This window comes from Vibrio sp. 1CM24A (genome assembly GCF_023161725.1).
In the GTDB taxonomy this organism is placed as follows: Bacteria; Pseudomonadota; Gammaproteobacteria; order Enterobacterales; family Vibrionaceae; genus Vibrio; species Vibrio coralliirubri.
Genome location: NZ_JALNTS010000013.1, coordinates 57,129 through 81,168 on the forward strand (window position 1 = coordinate 57,129; position 24,040 = coordinate 81,168).

Annotated in this window: 26 protein-coding genes; 11 read left to right on the forward strand and 15 right to left on the reverse strand. The window is 46.6% G+C overall.

Annotated elements, in window-relative coordinates:
- The first annotated feature begins 297 nt into the window (after nucleotides 1-297).
- Complete coding sequence (locus tag MSG38_RS22350; protein WP_086971967.1) at nucleotides 298-1,821, forward strand: YifB family Mg chelatase-like AAA ATPase; 1,524 nt, start codon at nucleotides 298-300, stop codon at nucleotides 1,819-1,821.
- Nucleotides 1,822-1,884: 63 nt separating this feature from the next.
- Here the strand turns inward: MSG38_RS22350 and MSG38_RS22355 are convergent, their stop codons facing one another.
- The 6 genes from MSG38_RS22355 to MSG38_RS22380 form a co-directional block, all read right to left on the reverse strand.
- Nucleotides 1,885-2,841, reverse strand: coding sequence for a DUF2860 domain-containing protein (locus MSG38_RS22355; RefSeq protein WP_059022100.1), 957 nt, complete (start codon nucleotides 2,839-2,841; stop codon nucleotides 1,885-1,887).
- A 139-nt stretch (nucleotides 2,842-2,980) separates the two neighbouring features.
- Nucleotides 2,981-3,580, reverse strand: a complete 600-nt coding sequence (locus MSG38_RS22360) for a thiol:disulfide interchange protein DsbA/DsbL (protein ID WP_048610871.1) — start codon at nucleotides 3,578-3,580, stop codon at nucleotides 2,981-2,983.
- A gap of 55 nt (nucleotides 3,581-3,635) precedes the next feature.
- Nucleotides 3,636-4,622, reverse strand: coding sequence for a serine/threonine protein kinase (locus tag MSG38_RS22365; protein WP_248402647.1), 987 nt, complete (start codon nucleotides 4,620-4,622; stop codon nucleotides 3,636-3,638).
- A 73-nt stretch (nucleotides 4,623-4,695) separates the two neighbouring features.
- Nucleotides 4,696-6,114, reverse strand: coding sequence for a cytochrome c oxidase accessory protein CcoG (ccoG, locus tag MSG38_RS22370; protein ID WP_065584151.1), 1,419 nt, complete (start codon nucleotides 6,112-6,114; stop codon nucleotides 4,696-4,698).
- Nucleotides 6,115-6,440: 326 nt separating this feature from the next.
- On the reverse strand, nucleotides 6,441-6,704 hold the full coding sequence (locus tag MSG38_RS22375) for a YihD family protein (RefSeq protein ID WP_009848104.1): 264 nt from the start codon (nucleotides 6,702-6,704) through the stop codon (nucleotides 6,441-6,443).
- 131 nt (nucleotides 6,705-6,835) lie between these two features.
- Nucleotides 6,836-7,003 (reverse strand): hypothetical protein, encoded by a 168-nt coding sequence (locus tag MSG38_RS22380; RefSeq protein WP_004739323.1) that lies wholly within the window; start codon nucleotides 7,001-7,003, stop codon nucleotides 6,836-6,838.
- Nucleotides 7,004-7,286: 283 nt separating this feature from the next.
- On the opposite strand from MSG38_RS22380, the gene MSG38_RS22385 reads away from it, so the two are divergent.
- Complete coding sequence (locus tag MSG38_RS22385) at nucleotides 7,287-8,078, forward strand: sporulation protein (RefSeq protein WP_048610874.1); 792 nt, start codon at nucleotides 7,287-7,289, stop codon at nucleotides 8,076-8,078.
- A gap of 144 nt (nucleotides 8,079-8,222) precedes the next feature.
- Nucleotides 8,223-8,876, forward strand: coding sequence for a hemolysin III family protein (locus MSG38_RS22390; protein ID WP_086971960.1), 654 nt, complete (start codon nucleotides 8,223-8,225; stop codon nucleotides 8,874-8,876).
- Here the strand turns inward: MSG38_RS22390 and MSG38_RS22395 are convergent.
- The 6 genes from MSG38_RS22395 to def all read right to left on the reverse strand — a co-directional run bounded on the left by MSG38_RS22395 (nucleotide 8,873) and on the right by def (nucleotide 15,387).
- Nucleotides 8,873-9,478 carry a DUF3157 family protein gene (locus MSG38_RS22395; RefSeq protein WP_248402637.1) on the reverse strand — a complete coding sequence of 202 codons (606 nt, stop codon included), beginning with the start codon at nucleotides 9,476-9,478 and terminating at the stop codon, nucleotides 8,873-8,875. The two genes, MSG38_RS22390 and MSG38_RS22395, sit on opposite strands and share 4 nt — an antisense overlap.
- 26 nt (nucleotides 9,479-9,504) lie before the next feature.
- On the reverse strand, nucleotides 9,505-10,950 hold the full coding sequence (locus tag MSG38_RS22400) for a TrkH family potassium uptake protein (RefSeq protein ID WP_017077319.1): 1,446 nt from the start codon (nucleotides 10,948-10,950) through the stop codon (nucleotides 9,505-9,507).
- A gap of 80 nt (nucleotides 10,951-11,030) precedes the next feature.
- Nucleotides 11,031-12,407 (reverse strand): Trk system potassium transporter TrkA, encoded by a 1,377-nt coding sequence (gene trkA / locus MSG38_RS22405; RefSeq protein WP_004735766.1) that lies wholly within the window; start codon nucleotides 12,405-12,407, stop codon nucleotides 11,031-11,033.
- 109 nt (nucleotides 12,408-12,516) lie between these two features.
- The gene (gene rsmB / locus MSG38_RS22410) at nucleotides 12,517-13,797 is read right to left on the reverse strand and encodes a 16S rRNA (cytosine(967)-C(5))-methyltransferase RsmB (RefSeq protein WP_248402638.1); all 1,281 of its coding nucleotides are present in this window, start codon (nucleotides 13,795-13,797) and stop codon (nucleotides 12,517-12,519) included.
- Nucleotides 13,798-13,889: 92 nt separating this feature from the next.
- Nucleotides 13,890-14,837 carry a methionyl-tRNA formyltransferase gene (fmt, locus tag MSG38_RS22415; RefSeq protein ID WP_248402639.1) on the reverse strand — a complete coding sequence of 316 codons (948 nt, stop codon included), beginning with the start codon at nucleotides 14,835-14,837 and terminating at the stop codon, nucleotides 13,890-13,892.
- A 37-nt stretch (nucleotides 14,838-14,874) separates the two neighbouring features.
- Nucleotides 14,875-15,387 (reverse strand): peptide deformylase, encoded by a 513-nt coding sequence (gene def / locus MSG38_RS22420; RefSeq protein WP_017058772.1) that lies wholly within the window; start codon nucleotides 15,385-15,387, stop codon nucleotides 14,875-14,877.
- A 140-nt stretch (nucleotides 15,388-15,527) separates the two neighbouring features.
- Between def and MSG38_RS22425 the strand changes: the two genes are divergently transcribed.
- The 4 genes from MSG38_RS22425 to MSG38_RS22440 are packed head-to-tail and all read left to right on the forward strand — an operon-like array spanning nucleotide 15,528 to nucleotide 18,792.
- Nucleotides 15,528-16,619, forward strand: a complete 1,092-nt coding sequence (locus MSG38_RS22425; RefSeq protein ID WP_061039941.1) for a LysM peptidoglycan-binding domain-containing protein — start codon at nucleotides 15,528-15,530, stop codon at nucleotides 16,617-16,619.
- Nucleotides 16,616-17,728 carry a DNA-processing protein DprA gene (gene dprA, locus MSG38_RS22430; protein WP_248402640.1) on the forward strand — a complete coding sequence of 371 codons (1,113 nt, stop codon included), beginning with the start codon at nucleotides 16,616-16,618 and terminating at the stop codon, nucleotides 17,726-17,728. Before MSG38_RS22425 ends, dprA begins: the two co-directional genes overlap by 4 nt.
- A 2-nt stretch (nucleotides 17,729-17,730) precedes the next feature.
- On the forward strand, nucleotides 17,731-18,207 hold the full coding sequence (locus tag MSG38_RS22435) for a DUF494 family protein (RefSeq protein WP_029235873.1): 477 nt from the start codon (nucleotides 17,731-17,733) through the stop codon (nucleotides 18,205-18,207).
- 12 nt (nucleotides 18,208-18,219) lie between these two features.
- On the forward strand, nucleotides 18,220-18,792 hold the full coding sequence (locus MSG38_RS22440) for a topoisomerase DNA-binding C4 zinc finger domain-containing protein (RefSeq protein WP_248402641.1): 573 nt from the start codon (nucleotides 18,220-18,222) through the stop codon (nucleotides 18,790-18,792).
- 102 nt (nucleotides 18,793-18,894) lie between these two features.
- Here MSG38_RS22440 and MSG38_RS22445 read toward each other — a convergent pair whose 3' ends face one another.
- Entirely contained in the window at nucleotides 18,895-20,025 is a 1,131-nt protein-coding gene (locus MSG38_RS22445; protein WP_248402642.1) for a 5-(carboxyamino)imidazole ribonucleotide synthase, read from the reverse strand.
- A gap of 5 nt (nucleotides 20,026-20,030) precedes the next feature.
- Nucleotides 20,031-20,516, reverse strand: a complete 486-nt coding sequence (gene purE / locus MSG38_RS22450) for a 5-(carboxyamino)imidazole ribonucleotide mutase (protein ID WP_004735777.1) — start codon at nucleotides 20,514-20,516, stop codon at nucleotides 20,031-20,033.
- Nucleotides 20,517-20,710: 194 nt separating this feature from the next.
- Between purE and MSG38_RS22455 the strand changes: the two genes are divergently transcribed.
- The 4 genes from MSG38_RS22455 to MSG38_RS22470 all read left to right on the forward strand — a co-directional run bounded on the left by MSG38_RS22455 (nucleotide 20,711) and on the right by MSG38_RS22470 (nucleotide 23,398).
- Nucleotides 20,711-21,268 (forward strand): L-threonylcarbamoyladenylate synthase, encoded by a 558-nt coding sequence (locus MSG38_RS22455; protein ID WP_248402643.1) that lies wholly within the window; start codon nucleotides 20,711-20,713, stop codon nucleotides 21,266-21,268.
- 19 nt (nucleotides 21,269-21,287) lie between these two features.
- The gene (gene hemF, locus MSG38_RS22460; protein ID WP_248402644.1) at nucleotides 21,288-22,205 is read left to right on the forward strand and encodes an oxygen-dependent coproporphyrinogen oxidase; all 918 of its coding nucleotides are present in this window, start codon (nucleotides 21,288-21,290) and stop codon (nucleotides 22,203-22,205) included.
- Between the two features lie 75 nt (nucleotides 22,206-22,280).
- Nucleotides 22,281-23,111, forward strand: coding sequence for a shikimate dehydrogenase (aroE, locus tag MSG38_RS22465; protein ID WP_248402645.1), 831 nt, complete (start codon nucleotides 22,281-22,283; stop codon nucleotides 23,109-23,111).
- A 17-nt stretch (nucleotides 23,112-23,128) separates the two neighbouring features.
- On the forward strand, nucleotides 23,129-23,398 hold the full coding sequence (locus tag MSG38_RS22470) for a DUF1488 domain-containing protein (protein WP_048611195.1): 270 nt from the start codon (nucleotides 23,129-23,131) through the stop codon (nucleotides 23,396-23,398).
- On the opposite strand, the gene MSG38_RS22475 is transcribed toward MSG38_RS22470, so the two are convergent.
- Nucleotides 23,395-23,940 (reverse strand): gamma carbonic anhydrase family protein, encoded by a 546-nt coding sequence (locus MSG38_RS22475; protein WP_248402646.1) that lies wholly within the window; start codon nucleotides 23,938-23,940, stop codon nucleotides 23,395-23,397. The two genes, MSG38_RS22470 and MSG38_RS22475, sit on opposite strands and share 4 nt — an antisense overlap.
- Nucleotides 23,941-24,040 lie beyond the last annotated feature (100 nt).

Genomic DNA, 24,040 nt, shown 5'->3' on the forward strand with positions numbered 1-24,040 from the left:
GTGGTTACTTTCTTCCCACTCGCCCCCGCGCAGTCTTAATAATGACTACGATAATCAGGTTAATCAGTGCGTAAATGCGAGCGTTAAAAATCATAATATTCGAGTTTTCTCGTTTATTGTCTTCAGTAAATGTCTACATCTCTAGTGTTATCACACAAATCTGCCGCATGACAAGGAAAATGTCATTCTTTTTTCACATTAAAACACCATTCCACCAAGCTATATAACAACCTTATAGCTTTGGTGAGCAACGAATATCCAGAGCGAATACTTTTAAATCAAAGACAAAGGAAAGTTATGGGACTCGCGATAATTCATAGCCGAGCTAGTGTGGGTGTAGAGGCGCCAGAAGTGACCGTTGAGGTGCATATAAGCAACGGAATGCCTGGCTTTACGCTGGTGGGTCTACCTGAAACAACGGTCAAGGAATCTAAAGATCGAGTGAGAAGCGCGATCATCAATTCTCGCTTTGAGTTTCCTTCGAAAAGAATCACGGTCAACCTCGCACCTGCCGATTTGCCCAAAGAGGGAGGCCGTTTCGACCTGCCAATCGCGCTTGGGATTTTAGTCGCATCCGATCAGCTTCCGACATCAAAAATAGCTCAGCATGAATTCATCGGTGAGTTGGCGTTGTCAGGAGAATTGCGCTCAGTAAAGGGTGTGTTGCCAGCGACGTTAGCCGCCGATAGTGTCGAACGATGTTTAGTTGTCCCACATCATAACGGTGATCAGGCTGCGTTGGTGGGCAAGGGAGCGCATAAATCTGCACAAACCTTGTTGGAGGTTTGCGCTGACATGTGTGGACAGGCTCAGCTTGGGCTATATAGAACAGAGCATCATCAGGCTGATGTTTCAGAGCTTCGCGACTTACAAGATATTATCGGCCAACAACAAGGCAAGCGAGCTCTGGAGATCGCTGCTGCTGGGAATCATAACTTATTGTTTCTTGGCCCGCCCGGAACCGGAAAAACTATGCTCGCTTCTCGACTGCGTGACCTATTACCTGAAATGAGTGATGACGAAGCGATGGAAACTGCGTCGGTGGCCTCGTTAACGCAACAAGAGATCAATCAATATAACTGGAAGCAACGACCTTTTCGGTCGCCTCATCATTCAAGCTCGATGGCAGCCTTAGTGGGTGGTGGTTCGGTGCCTCGCCCCGGAGAGATCTCTTTAGCGCATAACGGCTTATTGTTCTTAGATGAGATGCCGGAGTTTGAGCGCAAGGTGCTTGATTCATTACGAGAGCCACTAGAGTCGGGCGAGATCATTATCTCCCGTGCTGCGGGCAAGACTCGTTTTCCTGCGCGTTTTCAATTGGTCGGTGCACTTAACCCAAGTCCAACGGGTTATTACGAAGGTAACCAAGCGCGCGCCAACCCACAGATCATCCTGCGTTACCTCAATCGCTTATCTGGGCCGTTACTGGATAGGTTCGATATGTCATTGGAGATACCTCTGTTGCCAAAAGGAATGTTGGCCGAAGGCGGTGATCGCGGAGAAACCACCCAGGTGGTAAAGCAAAGGGTCAAACAGGCTCGTCAAACCATGTTATCTCGCAACCATAAATCGAATGCTTTACTCGGCAGTCGAGAAATTGAAAGGTATTGCCCACTGCGACGCGAAGATGCGGAGTTTCTTGAGACAGCACTACATCGCTTGGGTTTATCGATTCGTGCTTATCATCGAATTATTAAGGTGGCACGAACCATTGCCGACCTTGACGGTAACGAGCAGATCGAAAAGAAACATCTATCGGAAGCGCTTGGCTATCGAGCGATGGATCGATTGTTGAAGCAACTCACGGCTCAAGCTGTCTAGTAAGCAGAAAAAAGCCTGCTTAGATGCAGGCTTTCGTTGGATTGCAGTTCATAATCGCTAAGGTTAGAACTTGTAGTTCAAGCCAACTGAAACGATATATTGAGACTCGTCGTAGAAGGTAATGTTCGAGTCGCTGGTGCCGTAGCCCGCTAGTGAAATAAACGACCAGTTTTCCCAATCCATGAATTGATCATACTCATAGGCGGCGAATAGGTTGATATTGTCGTCGCTGCGTTTCTTGTCGTAGATCGGGTTGCTCGCATCGTAAGAGCGTTGGTTGTAACCCGCTGTTAGTGCGTACTGGTGACGCCCCATGCCACCAAACAAGCTTACCTCACCACCGAATTGGTCGTAAGATTCAGCTTTACCATCAGCATCACGTGTTTGATAGATGACGGATGGAATAAGCATCATGGTACGACTGAGTGGCAGGCGATATTGACCTTTCAAGTAGAGAGTATTGGCATCTCGTTTGAGCTCTTGCTCTTGAATATCATCCTTGTCGACATCTTTGGTCGCATAGGCCATGTCTAGCGAGAAAGCTGAGCCCGCAATGTTGCTTAGCTTCAAACGAAACGCATTGCCAGTTTCATCGGTCTTGGTGCGAGCTGATGTGGTGTTGTATGGATCGGCCCAAGTTTCACCCGACATAATGGTTGGAAGCAGTGAAGCGTCGATCACCATGCCAGACTCAAGCTGGTATTTATAACCAACCTCTAGCACAACAGTACCCGTAGCTACGTCATCACGAGCGGTACCTGTGTAAACCTGGTGATTTAGCTTCTCACCAAAGGTGTAAGCGACACTGCCTAAAGGGGCGACAAGAAATGAGCTTTCTGAAGAAGCCTTCTGATCTATGGATGAAAGATTGCTATCAGCATCGGTATTAAAGTTTGAGGTAGAAGAGGCAACTCCGGTATTGATAGAGATTTCACCACTGAAACCTTGTTGGTCTGCAAGTTTGGCAAAAGCGGGAGAAGCCGCAACGCTCAAAGCCAAGAGAGTTATTTTGATTTTCATTTAAGGGCTCCTTGCCCACCGGTTCTTAGGACGGGTTATTAATAGCAGTAAAGCTTTAAACTTCCAGGTTAATTATTTATCAATGATGATTTTTGAACAAGCAAAAAAAAGGAAGCCGAAGCTTCCTTTTATCAATGGCTTACTTCTTTAATAAGAAGTTCACCAGCTCGAAGTACTCATCAAGAGAGTTGATACCTTGAGCTTCGACTAGGTAGCGGTTGTTAACCACAACAGCGGGTACACCTGAAAGGCCGCTGTCTTTGAATGCTTTGTCGAAGCGACGAACCATAGAATCTACTGCAAAGCCGTTATACGCAGCATCGAACTTCTTCGCATCAACGCCTTCGTCTAGGAAGATTTGACGCAGCTCTTCTTCATCACGTGGTGGCTTGTTCATGGTGTGGATGCGGTTAAACATCACTGGTACCATTTTGTCTTCAACTTTCAGTGCAATCATCGTCGCGTAAGCTTTGCTCATTGGCAGGCCCATGTTGCCACCCATGAATGAAACATGGTTCTTCTGTAGCTTAGCGTCTTTAGGTAGCTGTTGTTTTAGCTGCTGGATGATTGGCTCAAAGCTATTACAGTGTGGGCAGTAAAAAGAGAAGAACTCTGTCACCATTGGTTTTTTTGATGCTTCTAGGTCGAGAACTTTGTAGTGTTCACCTTCGTTAAATTTCGCAGCGTGAGCTGAAAGGCTCAACATGATCAATGAGAAAAATGCGAATAGCTTTTTCATTTATCCAATCTCCATTATGTTTGAATTTTTATCTAGTTGTATGTTGCGATTGCTGTTACCACTGAGGCATTAACGAAAGTGGTGGCTCTTGCAGGGTAGCAATTTGCTCTTTACAAGCAAGTACTTGTTGCTCCCAATATTTCGGATCATTAAACCACGGGAAGGCCAGAGGAAACGCAGGATCGTGCCATCGTTTCGCCAACCATGCCATGTAATGCACCATACGTAGACCGCGTAGTGGTTCGATTAGTTTCAGTTGTGAGGTATTAAAATCGCAAAATTCTTGGTAACTCTCGAGCAAAATATCCAGTTGCATCAGCTTATCTTGGCGTTCGCCATTAAGCAGCATCCACAGATCTTGTATCGCAGGGCCGTTACGAGCGTCATCAAGGTCGACGAACATTGGTCCATCGCGCCACAAGATATTGCCAGGGTGGCAGTCACCATGTAGGCGGATATTCTCAATGTTGCTCGGCCACTGGCTCTCTAGCTCTTTGATCAGAAGGTCAACGTCATTGAAGAACGCGTTTTCTAGGTGCGTTGGGATGAACTGAGAGTTCTCTAGAATCTTACGTGGCTGATAAAGGTATTCATCTAAGCTGATGGTCGGGCGATGTTGGAATGTTCTTCCCGCGCTGGCTTTATGAATACGACCAAGAAAACGCCCTACGCCTTCCAGTTGGTCTAGGTTATCCACTTCATACTGTCTGCCACCGACACTTTCAAACAAGGCAAATAGGTAGCCTTGATATTCATGTAAGGTTGCACCGTTGATTCGCATTGGAGGAGCAACCGGCATCTCTTGCTCGATAAGCTCGAGTGCGAAGTCATGTTCTTCTTGGATCTGTGCTTTGTTCCAGCGTTGCGGGCGATAAAACTTAACGACGTAGCGCTTACGGTCTTCATCGGTGAATTGATAGACACGGTTTTCGTAACTGTTGAGAGCGAGAAGCCCGGATTCAGCGCGAACTCCGATGCTCTCCAGTGCGTACCACATGAAGTCAGGAGTCAGGTTATCAAAGTTAAAGGCTTGCATCGTCATAGAATAAAAAAGGCTCATTACTGAGCCTTTTTCCATTTATTGGGTTGTTATACCAAGCACTACGGTGCGGGTATCAGAGCTTCTTGATAAAGCGGCTTTCGACTTCCATCGTAAACTCTTCATTATCCGAGAGTATAAACTGAATTGTCGAAACTGGTGAGCTCAGTTTTTCTGGGTCGGCGCCTAAACTGATAGGTAGGTTCAAAACCTCGCCTGGATCGACAGTAATCGTCTGTTTACCATACCAGATAGAATCGGGCAGTCCGCTAACATCGAGTTTGTACTCTTGCTCTTGTTGAGTCTTGTTGATCACTTTCAAGGTGTAGGTGTTTTCAACTAACCCTTGGTTATTGACTCTAAACAGCTGGTTTCTGTCACGCAGAACACTTAGGCCAGCGGGATCAACGCTCGCGATTTGGGCAAAGAACAAGCCCAGCATCACGATCAAGATGGCGCCATAGCCCAATAGCTTAGGACGCATTACCTTGGTCGAGTGACCTTCAAGTCTATGCTCGGTAGTGTAATTGATCAGGCCTTTCTCGTAGCCCATACGCTCCATGGTGTTGTCACAGGCATCAATACACGCGCCGCAGTTAATACACTCGTATTGCAGGCCATCACGGATATCAATCCCCGTTGGGCACACTTGAACACACAGGTTACAGTCAATACAGTCGCCTAGACCAAGCTCTTTTGGATCGGCTTTACGAGAGCGAGGGCCACGGCTCTCACCACGCTCTGTGTTGTAACCAACAATGAAGGTGTCTTTATCGAACATTGCCGACTGGAAACGGGCGTAAGGGCACATGTGCAGACAAACAATTGAACGCATCCAACCCGCATTGGCATAAGTACACCCAGCAAAGAACAGTACCCAAAACACCGGCCAGAAAGACGAGTTAAAGGTAAAGAAGCCAACCACTAATTCTTTGATTGGGATGAAGTAACCAACAAAGGTTAAGCCCGTTGCAATGGCAATCGCCCACCACGCAATGTGTTTGAGGGTTTTTCTGAGGATTAAATTGCTCGTCAGTTTGCCCGAGTCTTGTTTTCTTCGCTTATTGGCAGCACCTTCTAGCTTCTCTTCGAACCAGATGTACATGAAGGTCCAGACGGTTTGCGGGCATAAATAGCCACACCAGACACGACCTAAGAAGGTGGTTATGAAGAATAAGCCAAACGCGGCAATCATAAATAGGATCGCGAGTAGGGTCAGATCTTGCGGGTATAAGGTGGTGCCAAAAAAGTTGAACTGTTGGCTGCCGATATCGAGCAAGATCGCTTGGCGTTCACCAAATGGAATCCATGGGATAAGCGCAAAAAGTAAAAGTAAGAACCAACCGCCATAACGACGCAGTTGTTGGAATTTACCTTTGCTTTCTCGAACATAGATTCGGTTACTTGGGTTAAATCGATCTCCATTACCTTTATGTGTTTTCGGGTTAAAGGTTTTAGGAGTCACATCTTTGATATCGATTTTATCCTGACTCATGAACTATCCTTTTTGTGGCTTGTTTGCCCGGTTAAGTCGGGCATGACGACATTACTTGAAAGTATGGTTTAGAGAACCTGTTGAAATTGAGCTTGGTGCATTTGTTGTTATCGCACTCACTCTTATTATTTTAGAAGATTCTTATGGATGGCGATTATAGCGACAATCTTGTTCTTATTTCTTTAACGCTATCAACCTTTAACAACAAAAGTCATAACAGTTGTGACGAAAAAATAGCGAACAGAAACAAAAAAGCGACCTAGTGGTCGCTTTTTAAAATTGAGTGTTTTATCTATACGGCAATTGAGCTCTAAACAAACGGGCGACTAAAGAAGGCCACGCGCTTTTAGAATTGCGGTTTTGAAATCATCTTCTTGGTCTTTTTTCAGACCCGGGATCATTTCATCTTTTTCGCTGTTGCGCATTTTTAGGTGGTAGATAAGAACATCGTCAGTCAGTTCTTCAAGCTTGCCTTGGTAGCCCGCTTCTTTTGATAGCTTAATGATGAACTCTAATAGGTTAAGCTCTTGATCTTTCTGCCACTCAGGCTCCATCAGTTCAAGCAGTTCTTCAATGCGGTGACACTTCATACTTTATTTCTCCACAAATTTTATAATGATTTGTGGCTAAGGTATCAAATCGGGTAGGGAATACCAATGTGTAAACACATTTCAAGATGGGAGCGGGCAAGAAAAAAGCGCAGTAAAAACTGCGCTTTTTGTTAAGCGGCTTTAATCACTTTTGTTGTAGTCGGTGCTAATAAAGCAGTCTTCTCAACTAGAGTCATTGTAGGAGCCAATTTCTTAGCCGTTGGAGCAGCAACAAAGCCACTACGACGACGCATCGCACTACGGTTGGTGTGCGAGAACCTGACAGCTGTTGGGCGCATTAATTTACCTAACGGTCAGGCATATCCATTGCCAATCTAATGGCCTGATTTACCATGAGCTCCACCTCAATTGCTTGAAGCGTCACTCGTCTGGCTTTCGCCAATCCGAAGAATAAATCAGGATAATGATATGCATGCATATCAAGGCTTAGATTATCACTATCTAAGTTATCGATCGACGCCTGAGTGATAAATAGACGATATTAGAGCTAAAATAGTGTGAGCAGTATATTTGAGTTTGAACCTCTTTCAGGCTTAAGATGATGCTTTAAAGGAGGTGCATATGTCGTTCTTAAAGAAAACGTTAGCAAGTTTTGGAATTGGATCTGCCAAGGTGGATTCTGTATTGCAACAGGAAGTGCTTTATCCAGGCAAGAAGGCGAGCATTATTGTGCATGTCTATGGTGGCGCTCAGCCACAAGAGATCGACAACATCGATCTCAACTTGTGCTGTCGTTACGTCAAAGAAGTTACCATGAACTCGCAAAGGCAAGAGGGCGGTCAAACACGTCGAATGCACCAGACATACTCGTTGGCCAAATGGAGCCTGCCGTATGCCTTTGTTATTCAGCCGGGTGAAACCCGTGATTTTGAATGTGAGTTTGATGTCCCGCTGAATACACCAGTCACGATTGGTGATTCAAAGGTGTGGCTAGAAACCGGGCTCGATATTGCGATGGCGATTGATCCATCGGATAAAGACATCTTAACGGTTCGCCCTGATGCACTCCTCGATGGTATTTTCAACGAACTTGAAGCTCAAGGGCTGCGCATTCGCCAAGTGGAATGTGAAGCGGTAGAAGGCTTTGAACTGCCATTTGTACAAGAGTTCGAGTTTGTTCCGACGACGGGTCCTTATCATGGCCGTTGGCGTGAGCTTGAGGTTGTTGCCCATCGTGATGAAACTGAGCTTAAGTTGTGGTTTGAGATAGACCGTAATCGCGACGGTGCCAAAGGCATGTTGGCGAGCTTATTGGGAGTGGGTCAGCTACAGCGTCAATTGAGTGTGCCATTGGATACCTCACCTGAAGAAGCCGGCAAGATGGTGCTTGAGTATCTAGATAGCGCCTCTTAGTTAGCTCTTTGGTTCTTTAGCTTTAGAGAGCCTAGCCTCATCACACAGTTTAGGCGTTATTAATGTCATAAAAATTTAAGCTTACACGTGTAAGCTTAATGTGCAATACTAGGTCAATTGAACATTTACTCTAGTAGGATACACATGTCTGCATCATCAGCTAGCGAATACAGCGACATCGAAGAACGCGCTAATGCGATAACCCATGGCTTGGGTGTCGTGCTTGGCGTGGTTGGTCTGATCTTGCTCCTGATTCGCGCGTTTGATTACCAAGCCGACATGTTGACGGTTGCCAGTATGGCAATCTATGGCAGCAGTATTATCCTGCTCTTTCTTGCTTCCACGCTTTATCACTCGATCACCACAGAAAAAACCAAGCGTTTATTGAAAACCCTCGATCACTGTGCAATTTACTTACTCATCGCAGGTAGCTACACGCCGTTTTTATTGGTTGGCTTAAGAACCCCATTAGCGATGGGCTTGATGGCGGTTATCTGGGGAATTGCGCTGGTCGGTATCATCATGAAGATTGCCTTCGTCTACCGATTTAAGCGTCTATCGCTGTTCATTTATTTAGCTATGGGCTGGTTGTCGTTGATTGTGGTGTATCAACTGGCGATGAATATCGAGATAGGCGGCTTGGTGTTATTGGCGCTCGGTGGCGTGATCTACTCGTTGGGGGTTATTTTCTATGTGGCAAAACGCATCCCTTACAACCACGCCATCTGGCATTTGTTTGTTTTGGCGGGCTGCGCTTGCCATTTCTTCGCTATCTATTTGTACGTGACTCCGGTTTAGCGAGCCAGTACCTCAGTAATCTCAGCTTTAATCTGATATTCAGGGTGTTGTTCTAGGTCGATCATGATTAGCTTGCCTTCTTCACCCGTCTTTGGTCGAAGGTATGTGTCGGCCATTCGTTTGATTGATTTCCACACTGCAACTTCTTCTTCTGCCAACAACTCACCTTCTGCAGTAAATACGCTGATGTTAAGTGATACCAAAATGACCGCTTGAGTGCCTTGGTTGGTGATGGCTGTCGGAATGATAAGCTCACCATCTTCATAGCGACTGGCACCCAGTACAACATCCACTCCTGATTGAGACAGCTGTAAGCTTGGCTTCTTACTATTAACCACAATCGTAGTGCCACGCGTGTTCGTTGCGACAGGTACGGCTACGACAGGGGCTGCTGCAATAGGCGCTGCTGAAACAGGCACTGCGATCTCTGATGTTGTCGCTGCTGCTTCCGTTTGCTTCGGTGCCACGTATTGCCAAGTAAAATCATCTTTGAGTAACACTTGTTTGCCATCAGGCAATGTGACCATTTGATCAGCAAAGGCAGAACTTACGAATACTGAGTTTGCGAGCAATGCGCCAGCGAGAAGTACGTATGATTTCATCTGTGTTTCCTTGATTTTGTGCTTGGTTAGCGTCGCCAAAAGGCTGGGAAAAATAGAACAATGAGCGTCAATATCTCAAGTCGCCCCATCAGCATTCCTAAGCTTAGCAACCATTTAGCGGCGTCGGGCAGTGGAGCAAAGTTCCCGGTTGGACCGATCACGCTGCCCATGCCTGGACCAACGTTGGCAACGGCTGTGATAGCGCCAGATATACTGGTCACGGGATCAAGCCCCATTGCGCTCAAGCCACCTGCAATTAAGATAATCGTAATAAAGAACATCAAACCAAATGCGACCAGTGAACGCACAATGTCGTCATTGACGGGTCTTTGGTTATAGCGTTGAACAAACACACCCGACGGGTGAATCAGCTTCATCATTTGTTTGTGGAGCATGGTCATCGCGATCTGGAAGCGGAAGATTTTGATACCGCCAGAGGTTGAACCTGAGCACGCGCCCGCCATCATTAGAAACGCAAACAAGGTCGTTGGTAGTGCGCCCCACGCGGTGAAGTCTTCTAAGCCAAAACCGGTTGTGGTTACGACTGACACAATGTTGAACATCGAAACACGCATCGCATCCATAACTGTGTAGCCATCTCTAACCACCAGCCATGTCGAGATCACGGCACTGGTGACTAGGAATAGATAGGTGAAGCCTCTCACTTGCGCGTCTTTGTAGAGGATTGAGAGTTTTCTGCCACGCAGTGCGCTAACAAACAGTAGGAATGGTAGACCGCCAAGGAACATGAACAGGGTTCCCACCCAGTGAGCACTGTTAGAGAAGTGGTTCATTGAGCCATCTGACGTTGAGTAACCACCCGTAGACAGTGTTGTGAAGGCATGATTGATCGCGTCAAAGATGCCCATGCCTGCAAACAGATAGCTAATGATGCACAAGCCAGTCAGAACCAGATAAACCGCCACGATGTTCTTGGCGACCGTTTTCGCTCGTGGGCTGCTTTTATCTGACCAGTCGGATGATTCGGTTTGGAACAGTCGCATACCACCGACGTTGAGCATTGGCAAAACCGCTACCGCCATAACGATGAAGCCGATGCCACCTAACCATTGCAGTATAGAACGCCACAACAGAATGCTTGGTGCCATGCTGTCTAAGCCGCTTAATACGGTTGATCCTGTCGTGGTGATACCAGACATGGTTTCAAAATAGGCGTCAGTGAAGCTGATGTGGTTGATGAAGACAAACGGCAGTGCAGCAAAGGCACTGGCTATCGTCCATACCAGAGAGGTGATTAGGAACATGTCCCGCACCCCAAGTCGGAACTTTGCGGAGCGGCCTAAACTCAAGCAGATGAACGCCACTATGTGCGTGATCACTACCGATTGACCAAACTCGAGGAAGCCACCGGTGCCTGTGAAAAAGGCAACCAATGTAGGGATGTACATGAAAAGGGCGAGTTTTGATAACACTAACCCTATCACTAATAATATCGGACGAAAGTTGACCATAGCTTAATAGACCATCGCTTTGAGCCGGAGCATCGTTCTCACAAGAAGAAGGTTGTGAGAACAAGCTTACGAGAACAAGGCTATAAGAAGAACGGGCTCGGTTGGAATAGAGACTCAACATCTGGTACGTATTTCTTGTCCACTAGGAACATCACTACGTGGTCATCTTGTTCGATTACGGTTCTATCGTGCGCGATAAGTACTTCTTCTCCGCGAACAATCGCACCAATAGTGGTGCCCGGTGGTAGTTTGATGTCGCCAATCGCTCGGCCAACCACTTTAGATGTGGTTTCGTCACCGTGAGCAATGGCTTCGATCGCCTCTGCAGCGCCGCGGCGTAGAGAGGATACGTTTACGATATCAGCACGACGAACGTGAGTAAGCAGCGCAGAAATGGTCGCTTGCTGTGGCGAGATAGCAATATCAATCACACCACCCTGAACAAGGTCGACGTAAGCACCGCGCTGAATCAGTACCATTACCTTCTTGGCACCCATTCGCTTCGCCAGCATGGCTGACATAATGTTGGTTTCATCTTCATTGGTTAGGGCAATGAACACGTCCACTTGATCGATGTTCTCTTCGGTCAGCAGCTCTTGGTCTGCGGCATCACCACAGAAGACGATGGTGTTTTCTAATTCTTCAGACAACTTCTCGGCACGAGTGTAACTGCGCTCAATAAGTTTGATGCTGTAGCTCTGTTCAAGGCGTTTTGCCAAGCTTGCACCAATGTTACCACCACCGACAATCATGATGCGGCGGTACGGTTTCTCTAGGCGCTGTAGCTCACTCATTACTGAGCGGATGTGGTTACTCGCTGCGACGAAGAACACTTCATCATCGGCTTCAATGATGGTGGTGCCTTGTGGGCGAATAGGGCGACCTTGACGGAAAATAGCAGCAACACGAGTATCGATGTGCGGCATGTGCTCACGCAAAGCAGACAGTGCATTACCGACCAATGGACCACCGTAGTAGGCTTTTACTGCGACTAAGCTAACCTTCTGTTCAGCAAAGCTCACAACCTGCAGTGCACCTGGGTATTGAATCAGGCGTTCGATGTAGCTGGTCACTAGCTCTTCGGGTGCGATCAGGTGATCGACTGGGATAGCTCCTGATTTGAATAGCGCTTCTTTCTCTTCTAGGTATTGAGGAGAACGAATACGAGCAATTCGGTTCGGCGTATTGAAAAGAGAGAAAGCAACCTGACACGCAGCCATGTTGGTTTCATCCATGTTAGTTACAGCAACCAACATGTCGGCATCTTGCGCACCCGCTTCACGTAGTGTGTTTGGGTGGCTGGCATAACCGTTTACAACCCTAAGGTCGTACTTATCCTGAAGTTCACGAAGTCGGTCAGCATTACGGTCGACAATGGTGATGTCGTTGTTTTCACCAACCAGGTTTTCAGCAAGGGTACCGCCAACTTGTCCAGCACCTAGGATAATGATCTTCATAGCCTTTCTCTTTTCTTTACCGTGGTAATTCTAGTTATCTAACTTTATTTTGATAATGCACTAGAAAGAAACAGCGGCTAAGAAATAAATTCTTAGCCGCTGTTAGTTGTTATGCCTGTTTTACTAGAACTGCGTAGTAGAAGCCATCCATATCTTCTTCTCCAGGTAGTATTTGACGACCCGGATTTTCGATATCAGACCCAACCAGCGTTGCGTTCTCTGTACGTGCTAGGAATGCTTTCACTTGCAGCACGTTTTCTTGTGGCGTGATAGAACATGTCGCATAAACCATGGTGCCGCCTACTTTCAGCTGACGCCACATTGCATCCATAATTTCGCTTTGCAGTTCAGCCAGCGCATCAATGTCAGATGCACGACGTAGCCACTTGATGTCAGGGTGACGGCGAATTACGCCTGTCGCTGAACAAGGTGCATCAAGTAGGATACGGTCGAACTTATCACCCATCCACCACTCTTCAGGGTAGCGAGCATCACCACAAATTACGTCGGCACGCAGTTGCAGACGCTCAAGGTTATCGTAAACACGATCTAGACGTTTGATGTCGCAGTCAATCGCAACCACTTCAGTGTTTTGAGTGTGCTCAAGAATGTGTGCCGTTTTACCACCTGGTGCAGCACAACAATCTAAGATCAGCTCACCATCTTTTGGTGTTAGGTAATCAACCGAAAGCTGAGCGGCAGCGTCTTGCACTGATACCCAACCTCTGTCGAAGCCAGGAAGCAAAGTAACATCACAAGGTGCAGCTAATTTTATGGCATCGGCTGCTTCTGGGTGCAATGTGTATTCAATGTTTTCGTTTTTAAGCAGTTCAACATACTCGTCACGAGTGTGGTGTTGGCGGTTAACGCGCAGCCACATTGGTGCCTTGCTGTTGTTTGCTTCAACCAGTTGCTCCCATTGATCTGGGTAGCTCTCTTGAAGCATTTTTAGAATCCAGCTTGGATGGCCGTATTTGCCTGCATTGTGGCTAACGGCTTTCTCGTCTAGTTCTTCTTGGTCACGTAGGTAGCTACGTAGTACAGCGTTGATCAAACCACTCAGGCTTGGACCACGCAGTGTTTTAGTGCCCTCAACCGTTTCAGCAACCGCGGCGTGCGAAGGGATACGCATGAAGCTTAGTTGGTAAATGCCCACCAAGATTAGGTGGTGGAATACACGCTTCTTACCTTTAAGCGGGTTTTCCATCAGTTCGTTAGCGATTGACTCTAAACGAGGCAGGTAACGAAGTGCGCCGTAGCAAATCTCTTGCAGTAGAGCATGGTCTCGTGGACGGATCGTTTTTTGAGCCGCAGGGAGAGCGTGTGAAAGAGAGTGGCCTTTATCGACAACTTGGAATAGGACATTTGCAGCAGCAGCGCGAACATTCATGAGGGGTACCGAATATTTATTTGAATACATGAGGGTATCTCTGCCCTCGTAAAGGTTTTCTAAGCTGCGTAATTAGCAGCTTTAAAAGCGGATTAAGAAAGTTGTGTACCAACTTCAAACCAGCTTGCACGTGAGTTCAAGATGTCCTGAACTGACATGGCTTTTTTACCTGGAACTTGCAGTTGTTCAAGAACAAGTACGCCTTGCCCTGTCGCTACATAGATACCAGTTTTATCCGCTTGCAGAATGGTACCTGCAGGCTTATCAGAAGTTTGCTCTGCCACACGGCTTTGCCATACTTTGATGCTGTTCTCAGCAGCTTCAAAGTGGCTCATTGGCCATGGGTTGAAGGCACGAACGCAGCGCTCAATATGCGCAGCTTCATCACTCCAGTTGATACGCGCTTCTTCTTTGCTTAGCTTCTTCGCGTAGTTCGCAAGCTCATCGTCTTGCTTTTCTGCAACTGCTTTGCTAGAAGCGATGTCCGCTAGACATTCAACAAGCGCACCAGGGCCAAGGCCCGCTAATTTCTCGTACATTGATGCGCTAGTATCTGTCGCTTCGATAGGCAGCGTTGCGATGCTTAGCATGTCGCCAGTATCTAGGCCGATATCCATCTGCATGATCGTCACGCCTGTCTCTTTATCACCGGCCCAAATAGAGCGTTGAATCGGAGCAGCACCACGCCAGCGCGGTAGGATAGAGCCATGTACGTTGATACAACCCAAGCGAGGCGTATCTAATACAACCTGTGGAAGCAATAAGCCGTAAGCGACAACAACCATGATGTCAGCGTTCAATTCAGCTAGCTCTTGCTTGGCCTCATCTGACTTGAAGTTTTCTGGTTGGTAAACCGGAATATTGTTTTCAAGTGCGATGTTTTTTACTGGGCTCGCAGTGAGTTTTTTACCGCGGCCAGCTGGGCGATCTGGCTGTGTGTAAACAGCAACAACTTCATGCTCCGAAGACAACAACGCCGCCAAGTGACGGGCGGCGAAATCCGGAGTACCTGCAAAGACAATTCTTAAAGACTGACTCAAGGTAGGCTTCCTTCTAATTTAGTAATAGCAGCGGTTATTAACCTTGTTTCTCGTTGAAACGTTTGATCTTCGCTAGCTTATCTTGGATACGTTTACGCTTTAGTGGCGATAGGTAATCAACAAACAACTTGCCTTCTAGGTGGTCAAGTTCGTGCTGAACACAGATAGCCAGAAGGTCGTCAGCGTCGAATGTGAATTCGTTGCCGTCACGGTCTAATGCTTTAACCGTTACTTCTGCAGCGCGAGGTACTAGAGCTCGAGCGCCTGGTACAGATAGGCAGCCTTCTTCGATTCCATCTTCGCCGCGTTTCTCAGTAATTTCAGGGTTGATAAGCACCATTGGCTCATCACGTGTTTCTGAAATATCGATAACAACGATGCGTTGGTGGAAATCTACTTGCGTTGCCGCAAGGCCGATACCTTCTTCGTCGTACATGGTTTCAATCATGTCATCAACGAACTTTTGAATCTCTGGGGTAACTTCTTTTACCGGTTTCGCCACGGTACGTAGACGATCATCTGGTAATGTTAATACTTGTAATACAGACATATACACTCGAAATATTGAACTGTGCCGAAACAGCTTAAACCTTGTTGGCTCAATTCTAGACATTTTAGAGGTCAAATGACAGCATCCTGAAGGTAATTCTCAAATCAGATGTCATATATTCAGACCAAGGAACCTAGGTCATGCGTCATTTTTCTCCCATTTTTTCTCTTGTTTGTGCCTCGCTTTCGTTCGCCGCGACGGCTGAAAATAACGCTCAACCTTTAACCATTAAGCAGGGCGCACCTGAGGCGTATGTGGTGGTAAAGGGCGATACCTTATGGGATATATCTGCGATGTATCTTGATAGTTCGTGGTTGTGGCCAAGGTTATGGCAGGTAAACCCTGAGATAGAAAACCCTCATCTTATATATCCCGGAGATAAACTGTCTCTGGTTTGGATTAATGGTGAGCCGGTATTGAGTCTTAAACCGGTTATCAAGCTGAGCCCAAAGATTCGTGTCTCGGCGAAGAAAGCGGTGCCAACCGTCAATGAAGGATTGGTTCTTCCTTACCTACAATCTGATCGCTTGGTTGAACTGCAAGATATTAAATCGGCTCAACGAGTGTTAGGGACGAGTGATGGAAAGAGATTCTTATCGGGTGAAGACCGGTTATTTATCTCGGGCAACCAACAACATCAAAAGTGGGGTATCTACCGCGCCGTTGAAACCTATCAGCGACAGCAACCTCAAGCGAGTATGACCTCGTTGCGTTTGGTCGCCACGGCACGCTTAAAAGAAGTGGACGCGGAGTTCAGTAGCTTGCAGATAGAGACTCAGCTGCAAGAGGTGCTGCTTAACGATCTCGTGTTGCCAGAGCTTGGTGTTGATCAGGTGAAGCTCTCAACCACATTTTATCCAGCGCCTAGTGCGGCTGGTCAGTTTGCTAATATACTGGGTTCATTGGATGGCAGCCAATACAGCGCAAAGAATCAGGTCGTCGTTATTAATAAAGGCTCACAGGACAACCTTCGCCAAGGCTCTATGTTCACTCTTAGCGAGAGCGGGGCTGTGGTGTTTGGTAAGCAAGGTGAATACAGCTACAAAGAGTCTGCCGCGAGCGATAAGGTGCAATTGCCAAGTACCTCGCTGGGCAGCTTGATGGTTATTCGCCCTTACGAGTATTTTAGCTTGGCGTTGATCACTCAAAGCTCCAAGCCGGTCAGTAATGACATTCTTGCGGTATCGCCTTTAGACCTTGCGTTGACGGAAGAGGTTAAGGGCACCGAGTGAATGAGCAACAACTGATGGCTTGGCTCTCGCTGAGCTTTGTTCCGCAACTGGGTGGTAAGCGTCTTTCTCGTTTGCTGAGTGTTGATTCCCCATCGAATATTGTTGGCTACTCCAGCCAGCAGCTGCAAGCGATTGGTTTGTCTGCTAAGCAGATCTCCTACTTAAGACAGCAAGCTCCTAGAGAAGTGGAGGCTTGCTTAGCGTGGCTAGCAAGGCAGTCCAACCATCACATCATTACCCCTAATTGCCCTCATTATCCCAAACTGCTGAATGAGACAGCCTCCGCACCAAGTGTGCTTTTCGTTAAAGGTCATCTTGAAAAACTGATTGAGCCTCAAATTGCTATGGTTGGCAGTCGCAACGCCAGTCTCGAAGGGCTGCAAACCGCGAAGTCCTTTGCTAAAGAATTCGTGCAAAATGGTTTGATTGTCACCAGTGGCTTAGCGCTCGGTATTGATGGTTATGCTCATGATGGTGCTTTAGATAAAGGAGGGGAAACTTTTGCGGTGTTGGGCTCAGGCTTGGACTCCATTTACCCTGCACGTCACCGAAATCTAGCGGATAGAATTTGTGAGAATGGCGCGCTGATCTCAGAGTTCCGTCCAAGCGCTAAACCACGACCTGAACATTTCCCTCGCCGTAACCGTATTATAAGTGGGTTGTCTTTGGGGACTCTCGTCGTTGAGGCGGCTGAGAAAAGCGGTTCTCTGATTACGGCGCGTTATGCGATGGAGCAAGGTCGCGAAGTGTTTGCGCTTCCCGGTTCGATTCATAACCCAACCAGTCGCGGGGGCAACAGTTTAATCAAAGCTGGAGCATGTTTGGTACAGAGCGCTCAAGATGTTCTAATTGAAATAAAGAGTCTGTTAGACTGGTCTATAGATCAGCAGCCCAGTTTGTTCGAACCTACGCCGAACAAGAGTGAAAATGAACAATTGCCATTTCCACAGCTGTTAGCTAACGTAGGATTAGAGGCGACACCCGTTGATATTTTGGCACAGAGAACCCATATACCTGTGCATGAGGTCATGATGCAGCTTTTAGAGCTTGAGCTCTCAGGGCATGTTGTTGCAGTTTCCGGTGGCTATATTCGAAAGGGGAGAGGCTAGCTATGATGATGGACATACTGATGTACTTGTTTGAAACCTACATCCATAGCGATTCTGAATTGCAGGTGGATCAAGATGAGCTGGAAGATGAGCTTCTTCGCGCAGGGTTTCACCAAGATGATATTTATAAGGCCCTCCATTGGTTAGAAGATCTTGCGGCACTGCAAGACACCGACAACCAAGCGGCGATTACTATGTGCTCCAATACCTCGATGCGTGTTTATACCAGTCGAGAGATTTCACGTATTAATATGGAGTGTCGAGGCTTCTTATTGTTCCTTGAGCAGATCAACGTGCTCACGACAGAGATTCGTGAAATGGTGATTGATCGTGTGATGGGGCTTGAGACCAACGAATTTGAATTGGATGATCTGAAATGGATTATCTTAATGGTGCTATTTAATGTGCCGGGTAATGAAAGTGCTTACACGCAAATGGAAGAGCTGTTGTACACCAAAGAGCAAGGTATCTTGCATTAATACAGGCTTGTCATGAGTAGTAAGATTGATAATCAGCTTTTTTCAGCACATGAACATGCGTTAGAGCATGAACCATGTCCACAGTGTGGTGGAGAGCTTCAGCTTCGCCATGGTAAGCACGGGCCATTTTTAGGCTGTAAGCAGTATCCGAGCTGTGATTACATCAAGCCTCTTCATCAAAATGATGGTCATGTGGTGAAAGAGCTAGGCGTGCCGTGTCCTAAATGCCAAAACGAATTGGTATTAAGGCAGGGTCGCTTTGGGATGTTCATTGGTTGTAGTAGTTATCCAACGTGTAATCACATCGAATCTTTGGATCAACCGAAAGAACAACCTGAAGAACAGCCACTTGTTGCCTGCCCTGAGTGTGGTCGAGGCCACTTGGTTGAGCGTAAATCTCGCTATGGTAAAACTTTTTATGCGTGTGATAACTACCCTAAGTGTAAGTTCGCCGTTAATCAGCCACCTGTTATAGGTCGCTGTGAAGAGTGCCAGTTCCCACTGTTACTGGAGAAGAAAACGGCCAGTGGCACTAAGAAGCAATGTGCTGATCGCAAGTGTCACCACATTCAATCTCAGCAGTAATACTAATCACAGTAAGTGACTGATCATAAATAAAAAAACGGCGCTCAATGAGCGCCGTTTCTATATCCAATGAACTTTTTATATCAATAAGCCAATGTAGGCTTACTTCATCTGCTCAGCAAACTCATGCACAGCAGGGTAGGCTTGCTTATCAAGAATGTCTGCCAGTGAGCACAACGCTCTTTGCAGCTCTGCGTTGTAGTCAGCGCTCACGTTAATGTGGCCCATCTTTCGACCCGCACGCTTCTCTTTGCCATACCAATGAACATGACAGCCACCTTGAGCCAGAATAGCTTCAGGTAGGGTATCTTCACCAAGAATGTTGATCATTGCGGTTGGGCGAATCAGTTTGGTGCTGCCTAGTGGCATACCACATACGGCACGCAGGTGGTTTTCAAACTGACAAGTTTCAGCGCCTTGCTGCGTCCAGTGGCCAGAGTTATGAACACGTGGTGCAATCTCATTAACCAGCAGTGAACCTTGAACATCAAAGAACTCAAGTGCTAGCACGCCAACGTAATCTAAGCGCTCAGCAATGGCAGTGAACATGGCTTTCGCTTGCTCTTGCAGTTCAATATCATCAATGGCTGTTGATAAACTCAACACGCCGTCGGTGTGAACATTCTCAGCCAGTGGATACACTTGAATCTCGCCATTGGTACCACGAGCACCAACCAGTGATACTTCGCGGTCAAACGGAACAAACTCTTCAGCCACAATGGCTTGGTTGTCTGTTGCGGCAATGCACTCAGCCATTTCTGTCCAAGTCGCGTCAACATTGTCTAATGTCTTTAAGCGCCATTGACCTTTACCATCGTAACCGCCAAGTGTGCTCTTCAATACCATTGGTAAGCCAACGTGAGCGATCGCAGCGTCAAAGTCTTCGCGAGAGTTAATCACGTAGTATTTGGCATTTTTCACATTTGCTTCGTCTAACAGGGCTTTTTCAAGACGACGGTCACCGCCGGCTTTAATTGCTTCTGTTGTCGGTAAGAACTTACCGCTGCGTTCACACACCTCAAGTACATCGTGAGGAATATGTTCGAATTCAGCAGTAATGACGTCCGCACGCTCAATCGCATTTTCTAAGCCGTTGCCCAGAATCGCTTGCGTTAATGGGTGAACAATATTTTTGCTGCCAACATCAAAAGCAGAAATTTCAATATTCAGCGGTGCCCCAGCTAGGGACATCATGCGAGCAAGTTGGCCCGCGCCTAACACAAGAACATGCATGGAAATTAGTCCTCTGCAGGGTTTGGATTAGCCAAAACCGTTTCTGTTTGCTCAGAGCGGAACGCTTCTACTTTTGCCATTACTTCTTCATTGTGTGTACCAATGATTTGAGCCGCTAGGATGCCTGCATTGGCAGCGCCAGCTTCACCGATAGCCAAAGTACCTACCGCGATACCTTTTGGCATCTGCACGATAGAAAGCAGAGAGTCCATGCCTTTCAGTGCTTTAGATTGAACTGGAACACCAAGAACAGGTACGCTTGTGAAAGCAGCCGCCATGCCCGGTAGGTGTGCTGCGCCGCCAGCACCAGCAATAATCACTTTAATACCGCGCTCTTTCGCACTGGTTGCGTAGTCTGCTAGCAACTGAGGTGTGCGGTGAGCAGAAACCACTTTTGTTTCGTACGCCACGCCAAATTGATCCAACATTTCTGCAGCTAGCTTCATTGTTGGCCAATCAGATTTAGAACCCATGATAATACCGACAGTCATCTCAAACTCCTTCAGGTACGATTTAATTAGTGATTAGATATTTTGCGCGCATTATACGGGTAAAATTGCTTAAGGAAAACGTTTGCGTCAGTCTAAGTTGTTAATTGATACATTTTATAAACAAATAGCTTTAGTCACAGTGAGTGATAATTTGTACACTTAGTGAGTTAGATAACTGAATTAATGAGGCACCCGTGGATAACTTTCAACATACATTGCAGGCATTACAACAAGGTGAAGTCATTGCTTACCCGACCGAAGGCGTTTTTGGGGTCGGTTGTGATCCCGATAATCCACAAGCCATCAAGAAATTGCTCGATCTAAAACAGCGACCGATGGAGAAAGGGTTGATCTTAATTGCTGCAAGTTACGAGCAACTGTTACCTTACATTGATGAAAGCCAATTGACGGAAGAACAGTTGGCAACAGTGAAAGTGACATGGCCAGGTCCAGTCACTTGGATCATGCCAACCAGCAGCAAAGTCACTGACTGGGTAAGTGGTCAATTTGATTCCATCGCGGTACGAGTGACTGATCACCCTCTGGTTCAAAGAATGTGTAATGAGTTTGGTAAGCCGTTAACCTCTACCAGTGCTAACCTGACCGGCAAGCCGCCTTGTATGACAACTGAAGAAGTTCAGCTGCAACTTGGCCAACATTTGGTGGCTATTTTAGAAGGTCAAACGGGTGGCCGTGAGAAGCCAAGCGAAATTAGAGATGCAAAAACGTCGAAAATATTAAGACAGGGTTAAACCCTGCAGAGGAAGAAAGATGTCAGCAATTGATAAAGAAGCAGTAAAACAGTTTTTACTGAGCCTACAAGATTCGATTTGCCAGCAGCTTGAGCAAGCTGATGGTACAGCACTGTTTGAAGAAGATGCATGGCAGCGTGAGCCTGGCGAGCGCCTTGGTGGTGGTGGTCGAACTCGAGTGATGACCAACGGTGCGGTATTTGAGCAAGGTGGGGTTAACTTCTCTCACGTAGCGGGTAAGGCTATGCCTGCCTCAGCTACAGCTCATCGCCCTGAATTAGCCGGACGCAAGTTTGAGGCAATGGGTGTCTCATTAGTTATCCACCCTAAAAACCCATATATCCCAACCTCACACGCGAACGTTCGATTCTTCATAGCAGAAAAAGAAGGGGAAGACCCAATTTGGTGGTTTGGTGGTGGTTTTGACTTAACGCCATTTTATCCTGTCGATGAAGATTGCCAATCTTGGCATCAAACAGCCAAAGATCTTTGTGCGCCATTTGGAGATGATGTTTATCAAGAGCACAAAGAGTGGTGTGATAAGTACTTCTATCTTCCGCATAGAGATGAAACACGTGGTGTGGGTGGGTTGTTCTTTGATGATCTTAACGAGTGGGGCTTTGAAAAGAGCTTTGCTTATATGCAGGCGGTCGGTGAAGGTTTCGCAGCCGCATACTTACCAATTGTAGAACGACGCAAAGAGACGCCTTATGGTGAGCGCGAGCGTGATTTCCAACTTTATCGTCGTGGTCGCTATGTTGAATTTAACTTAGTGTATGACCGTGGCACCCTATTTGGTCTACAAAGCGGTGGTCGTACAGAGTCTATATTGATGTCGATGCCGCCATTGGCTCGCTGGGAATACCGCTACGAACCACAAGCGGGTTCACCAGAAGCTCTGCTTTATAGCGACTACCTAAAGCCTCGAGTTTGGTAGTTCTTCCTTCCTTATAGGGATAGTGATAGGGTCATCTATATAGATGACCCTTTTTTATTTCTGTTAGGTAAGGATATGACACAGCAAGTAGATCGTTATGCCGTTTTCGGTAACCCTATTGGGCAAAGCAAATCGCCATTCATTCACACATTATTTGCTCGCCAAACCAGCCAACAACTTACCTATACAGCATTACAGCCAGAGCATGGTGAATTTATCACTGCGGCCAAAACCTTTTTCAGTGAAGGTGGTCGAGGATGTAACGTCACAGCACCTTTTAAAGAAGATGCGTATCAGTTTGCCAATCGCCTAACTGAGAGAGCTGAGCTGGCCGGTGCCGTAAATACCCTTAAGAAGTTAGATGACGGAGAAGTCATTGGTGATAACACCGATGGTGAGGGTTTAGTTCAAGACCTGCTTCAACATCAAGTCACGCTAAAAGGAGCACGTGTTCTTCTTCTTGGCGCTGGTGGTGCTGCGAGAGGAGTGATTCAACCTCTTCTCGACCAAAAGCCACAACAGCTGGTGGTCGCTAATCGAACTAGCTCCAAGGCTGAACTTCTGGCTGAGATGTTTTCGTCGCATGGCAACATCAAGGGGATGGGGCTAAGTGATGTTAATGAAGGCTTTGATGTCATTATTAACTCTACCTCATCTGGTCTAAGCGGGCAGCTTCCTGAAGTGTCTGAGGTGATTTTCAATTCTACTAGCGCCGTTTATGACATGGTTTATGGATCTGGAACGACGGTATTCAATCAATGGGCATTAGATAATGGTGTTCATGCTGCTTATGATGGTTTGGGTATGCTAGTGGGGCAGGCAGCAGAAAGCTTTATGCTTTGGCGTGGTCTTCGTCCGGGAACAAAACAGATCTTAAGAGAATTACGTAAAAATCTAGAGATGTAATGGGGTGTTTATAAAAAATGAATCAATCAATTCTATTTCCTGATATCCAAGATTGGGATGAAGAGAGCCGAACAATCACGTTCCCAGCACAACAGTCGGGCGCATTGATTGAATGTGTCATGTCTATTGAGGAATTATCACAATTGGCAGGAAGAGATATAGAAGAAGGCGATCAAGCTTTAGTTATCTTTTCAGAGTTACGTTTCGATATTGAAGAGCTAGCGGAAGAGTTAATAGAAGAAGAGGAGTATGACTCCTCTAATCGGATTCAGATCAAAGCGCTTTAGACTGGAAGTGCAGAGTCTAGATAGTCGTTTTTATTCTGAACATAGTTGTCAGCTGACTTCTGTAAAAAGGCACGCTCTTTATCATTTAATGGGCGTGCTTGTTTTACTGGGCTTCCTACATAGAGATAACCGCTTTCAAGTACCTTATTAGGCGGCACTAAGCTACCAGCACCAATCATCACTTCTTGTTTGATAATCACGCCATCCAACACGATAGCTCCCATGCCAACAAGTACACGATCTTCAATCGTGCAGCCATGCAGCATTACTTTATGTCCGATAGTGACATCATCACCTATTAATAGAGGGTAACCCTCAGGGTTTTCTGCATTCTTATGGGTGACGTGCAAGACACTACCATCTTGGATATTCGTTCTCTCTCCAATATGAATGTGGTTCACATCCCCTCGAGCTGCAACCAAAGGCCACACGCTAGAGTCGTTACCGATTTTGATATCACCAACCAGTACCGAACTTGTATCTATATAGACACCTTGCCCAATCTGAGGGGATATTCCTTTATAACTGCGTATTGAACTCATAAATCCTCCTTTATATAGGCACCTTAAGCCCTTAATTAAGGGGAATACTAGTGAAAATGGGGTGTTTTGAACAAAAAACGCTCGAACAATCAAAAAAGTA

What these genes read in the sequence shown, in the direction of transcription:
- MSG38_RS22350 (WP_086971967.1), top strand. Translation starts at nt 298, where the DNA reads ATGGGACTCGCGATAATTCATAGCCGAGCTAGTGTGGGTGTAGAGGCG.
- MSG38_RS22355 (WP_059022100.1), bottom strand. Translation starts at nt 2,841, where the DNA reads ATGAAAATCAAAATAACTCTCTTGGCTTTGAGCGTTGCGGCTTCTCCC.
- MSG38_RS22360 (WP_048610871.1), bottom strand. Translation starts at nt 3,580, where the DNA reads ATGAAAAAGCTATTCGCATTTTTCTCATTGATCATGTTGAGCCTTTCA.
- MSG38_RS22365 (WP_248402647.1), bottom strand. Translation starts at nt 4,622, where the DNA reads ATGACGATGCAAGCCTTTAACTTTGATAACCTGACTCCTGACTTCATG.
- ccoG (WP_065584151.1), bottom strand. Translation starts at nt 6,114, where the DNA reads ATGAGTCAGGATAAAATCGATATCAAAGATGTGACTCCTAAAACCTTT.
- MSG38_RS22375 (WP_009848104.1), bottom strand. Translation starts at nt 6,704, where the DNA reads ATGAAGTGTCACCGCATTGAAGAACTGCTTGAACTGATGGAGCCTGAG.
- MSG38_RS22380 (WP_004739323.1), bottom strand. Translation starts at nt 7,003, where the DNA reads ATGCGCCCAACAGCTGTCAGGTTCTCGCACACCAACCGTAGTGCGATG.
- MSG38_RS22385 (WP_048610874.1), top strand. Translation starts at nt 7,287, where the DNA reads ATGTCGTTCTTAAAGAAAACGTTAGCAAGTTTTGGAATTGGATCTGCC.
- MSG38_RS22390 (WP_086971960.1), top strand. Translation starts at nt 8,223, where the DNA reads ATGTCTGCATCATCAGCTAGCGAATACAGCGACATCGAAGAACGCGCT.
- MSG38_RS22395 (WP_248402637.1), bottom strand. Translation starts at nt 9,478, where the DNA reads ATGAAATCATACGTACTTCTCGCTGGCGCATTGCTCGCAAACTCAGTA.
- MSG38_RS22400 (WP_017077319.1), bottom strand. Translation starts at nt 10,950, where the DNA reads ATGGTCAACTTTCGTCCGATATTATTAGTGATAGGGTTAGTGTTATCA.
- trkA (WP_004735766.1), bottom strand. Translation starts at nt 12,407, where the DNA reads ATGAAGATCATTATCCTAGGTGCTGGACAAGTTGGCGGTACCCTTGCT.
- rsmB (WP_248402638.1), bottom strand. Translation starts at nt 13,797, where the DNA reads ATGAATGTTCGCGCTGCTGCTGCAAATGTCCTATTCCAAGTTGTCGAT.
- def (WP_017058772.1), bottom strand. Translation starts at nt 15,387, where the DNA reads ATGTCTGTATTACAAGTATTAACATTACCAGATGATCGTCTACGTACC.
- MSG38_RS22425 (WP_061039941.1), top strand. Translation starts at nt 15,528, where the DNA reads ATGCGTCATTTTTCTCCCATTTTTTCTCTTGTTTGTGCCTCGCTTTCG.
- MSG38_RS22435 (WP_029235873.1), top strand. Translation starts at nt 17,731, where the DNA reads ATGATGATGGACATACTGATGTACTTGTTTGAAACCTACATCCATAGC.
- MSG38_RS22440 (WP_248402641.1), top strand. Translation starts at nt 18,220, where the DNA reads ATGAGTAGTAAGATTGATAATCAGCTTTTTTCAGCACATGAACATGCG.
- MSG38_RS22445 (WP_248402642.1), bottom strand. Translation starts at nt 20,025, where the DNA reads ATGCATGTTCTTGTGTTAGGCGCGGGCCAACTTGCTCGCATGATGTCC.
- purE (WP_004735777.1), bottom strand. Translation starts at nt 20,516, where the DNA reads ATGACTGTCGGTATTATCATGGGTTCTAAATCTGATTGGCCAACAATG.
- hemF (WP_248402644.1), top strand. Translation starts at nt 21,288, where the DNA reads ATGTCAGCAATTGATAAAGAAGCAGTAAAACAGTTTTTACTGAGCCTA.
- aroE (WP_248402645.1), top strand. Translation starts at nt 22,281, where the DNA reads ATGACACAGCAAGTAGATCGTTATGCCGTTTTCGGTAACCCTATTGGG.
- MSG38_RS22470 (WP_048611195.1), top strand. Translation starts at nt 23,129, where the DNA reads ATGAATCAATCAATTCTATTTCCTGATATCCAAGATTGGGATGAAGAG.
- MSG38_RS22475 (WP_248402646.1), bottom strand. Translation starts at nt 23,940, where the DNA reads ATGAGTTCAATACGCAGTTATAAAGGAATATCCCCTCAGATTGGGCAA.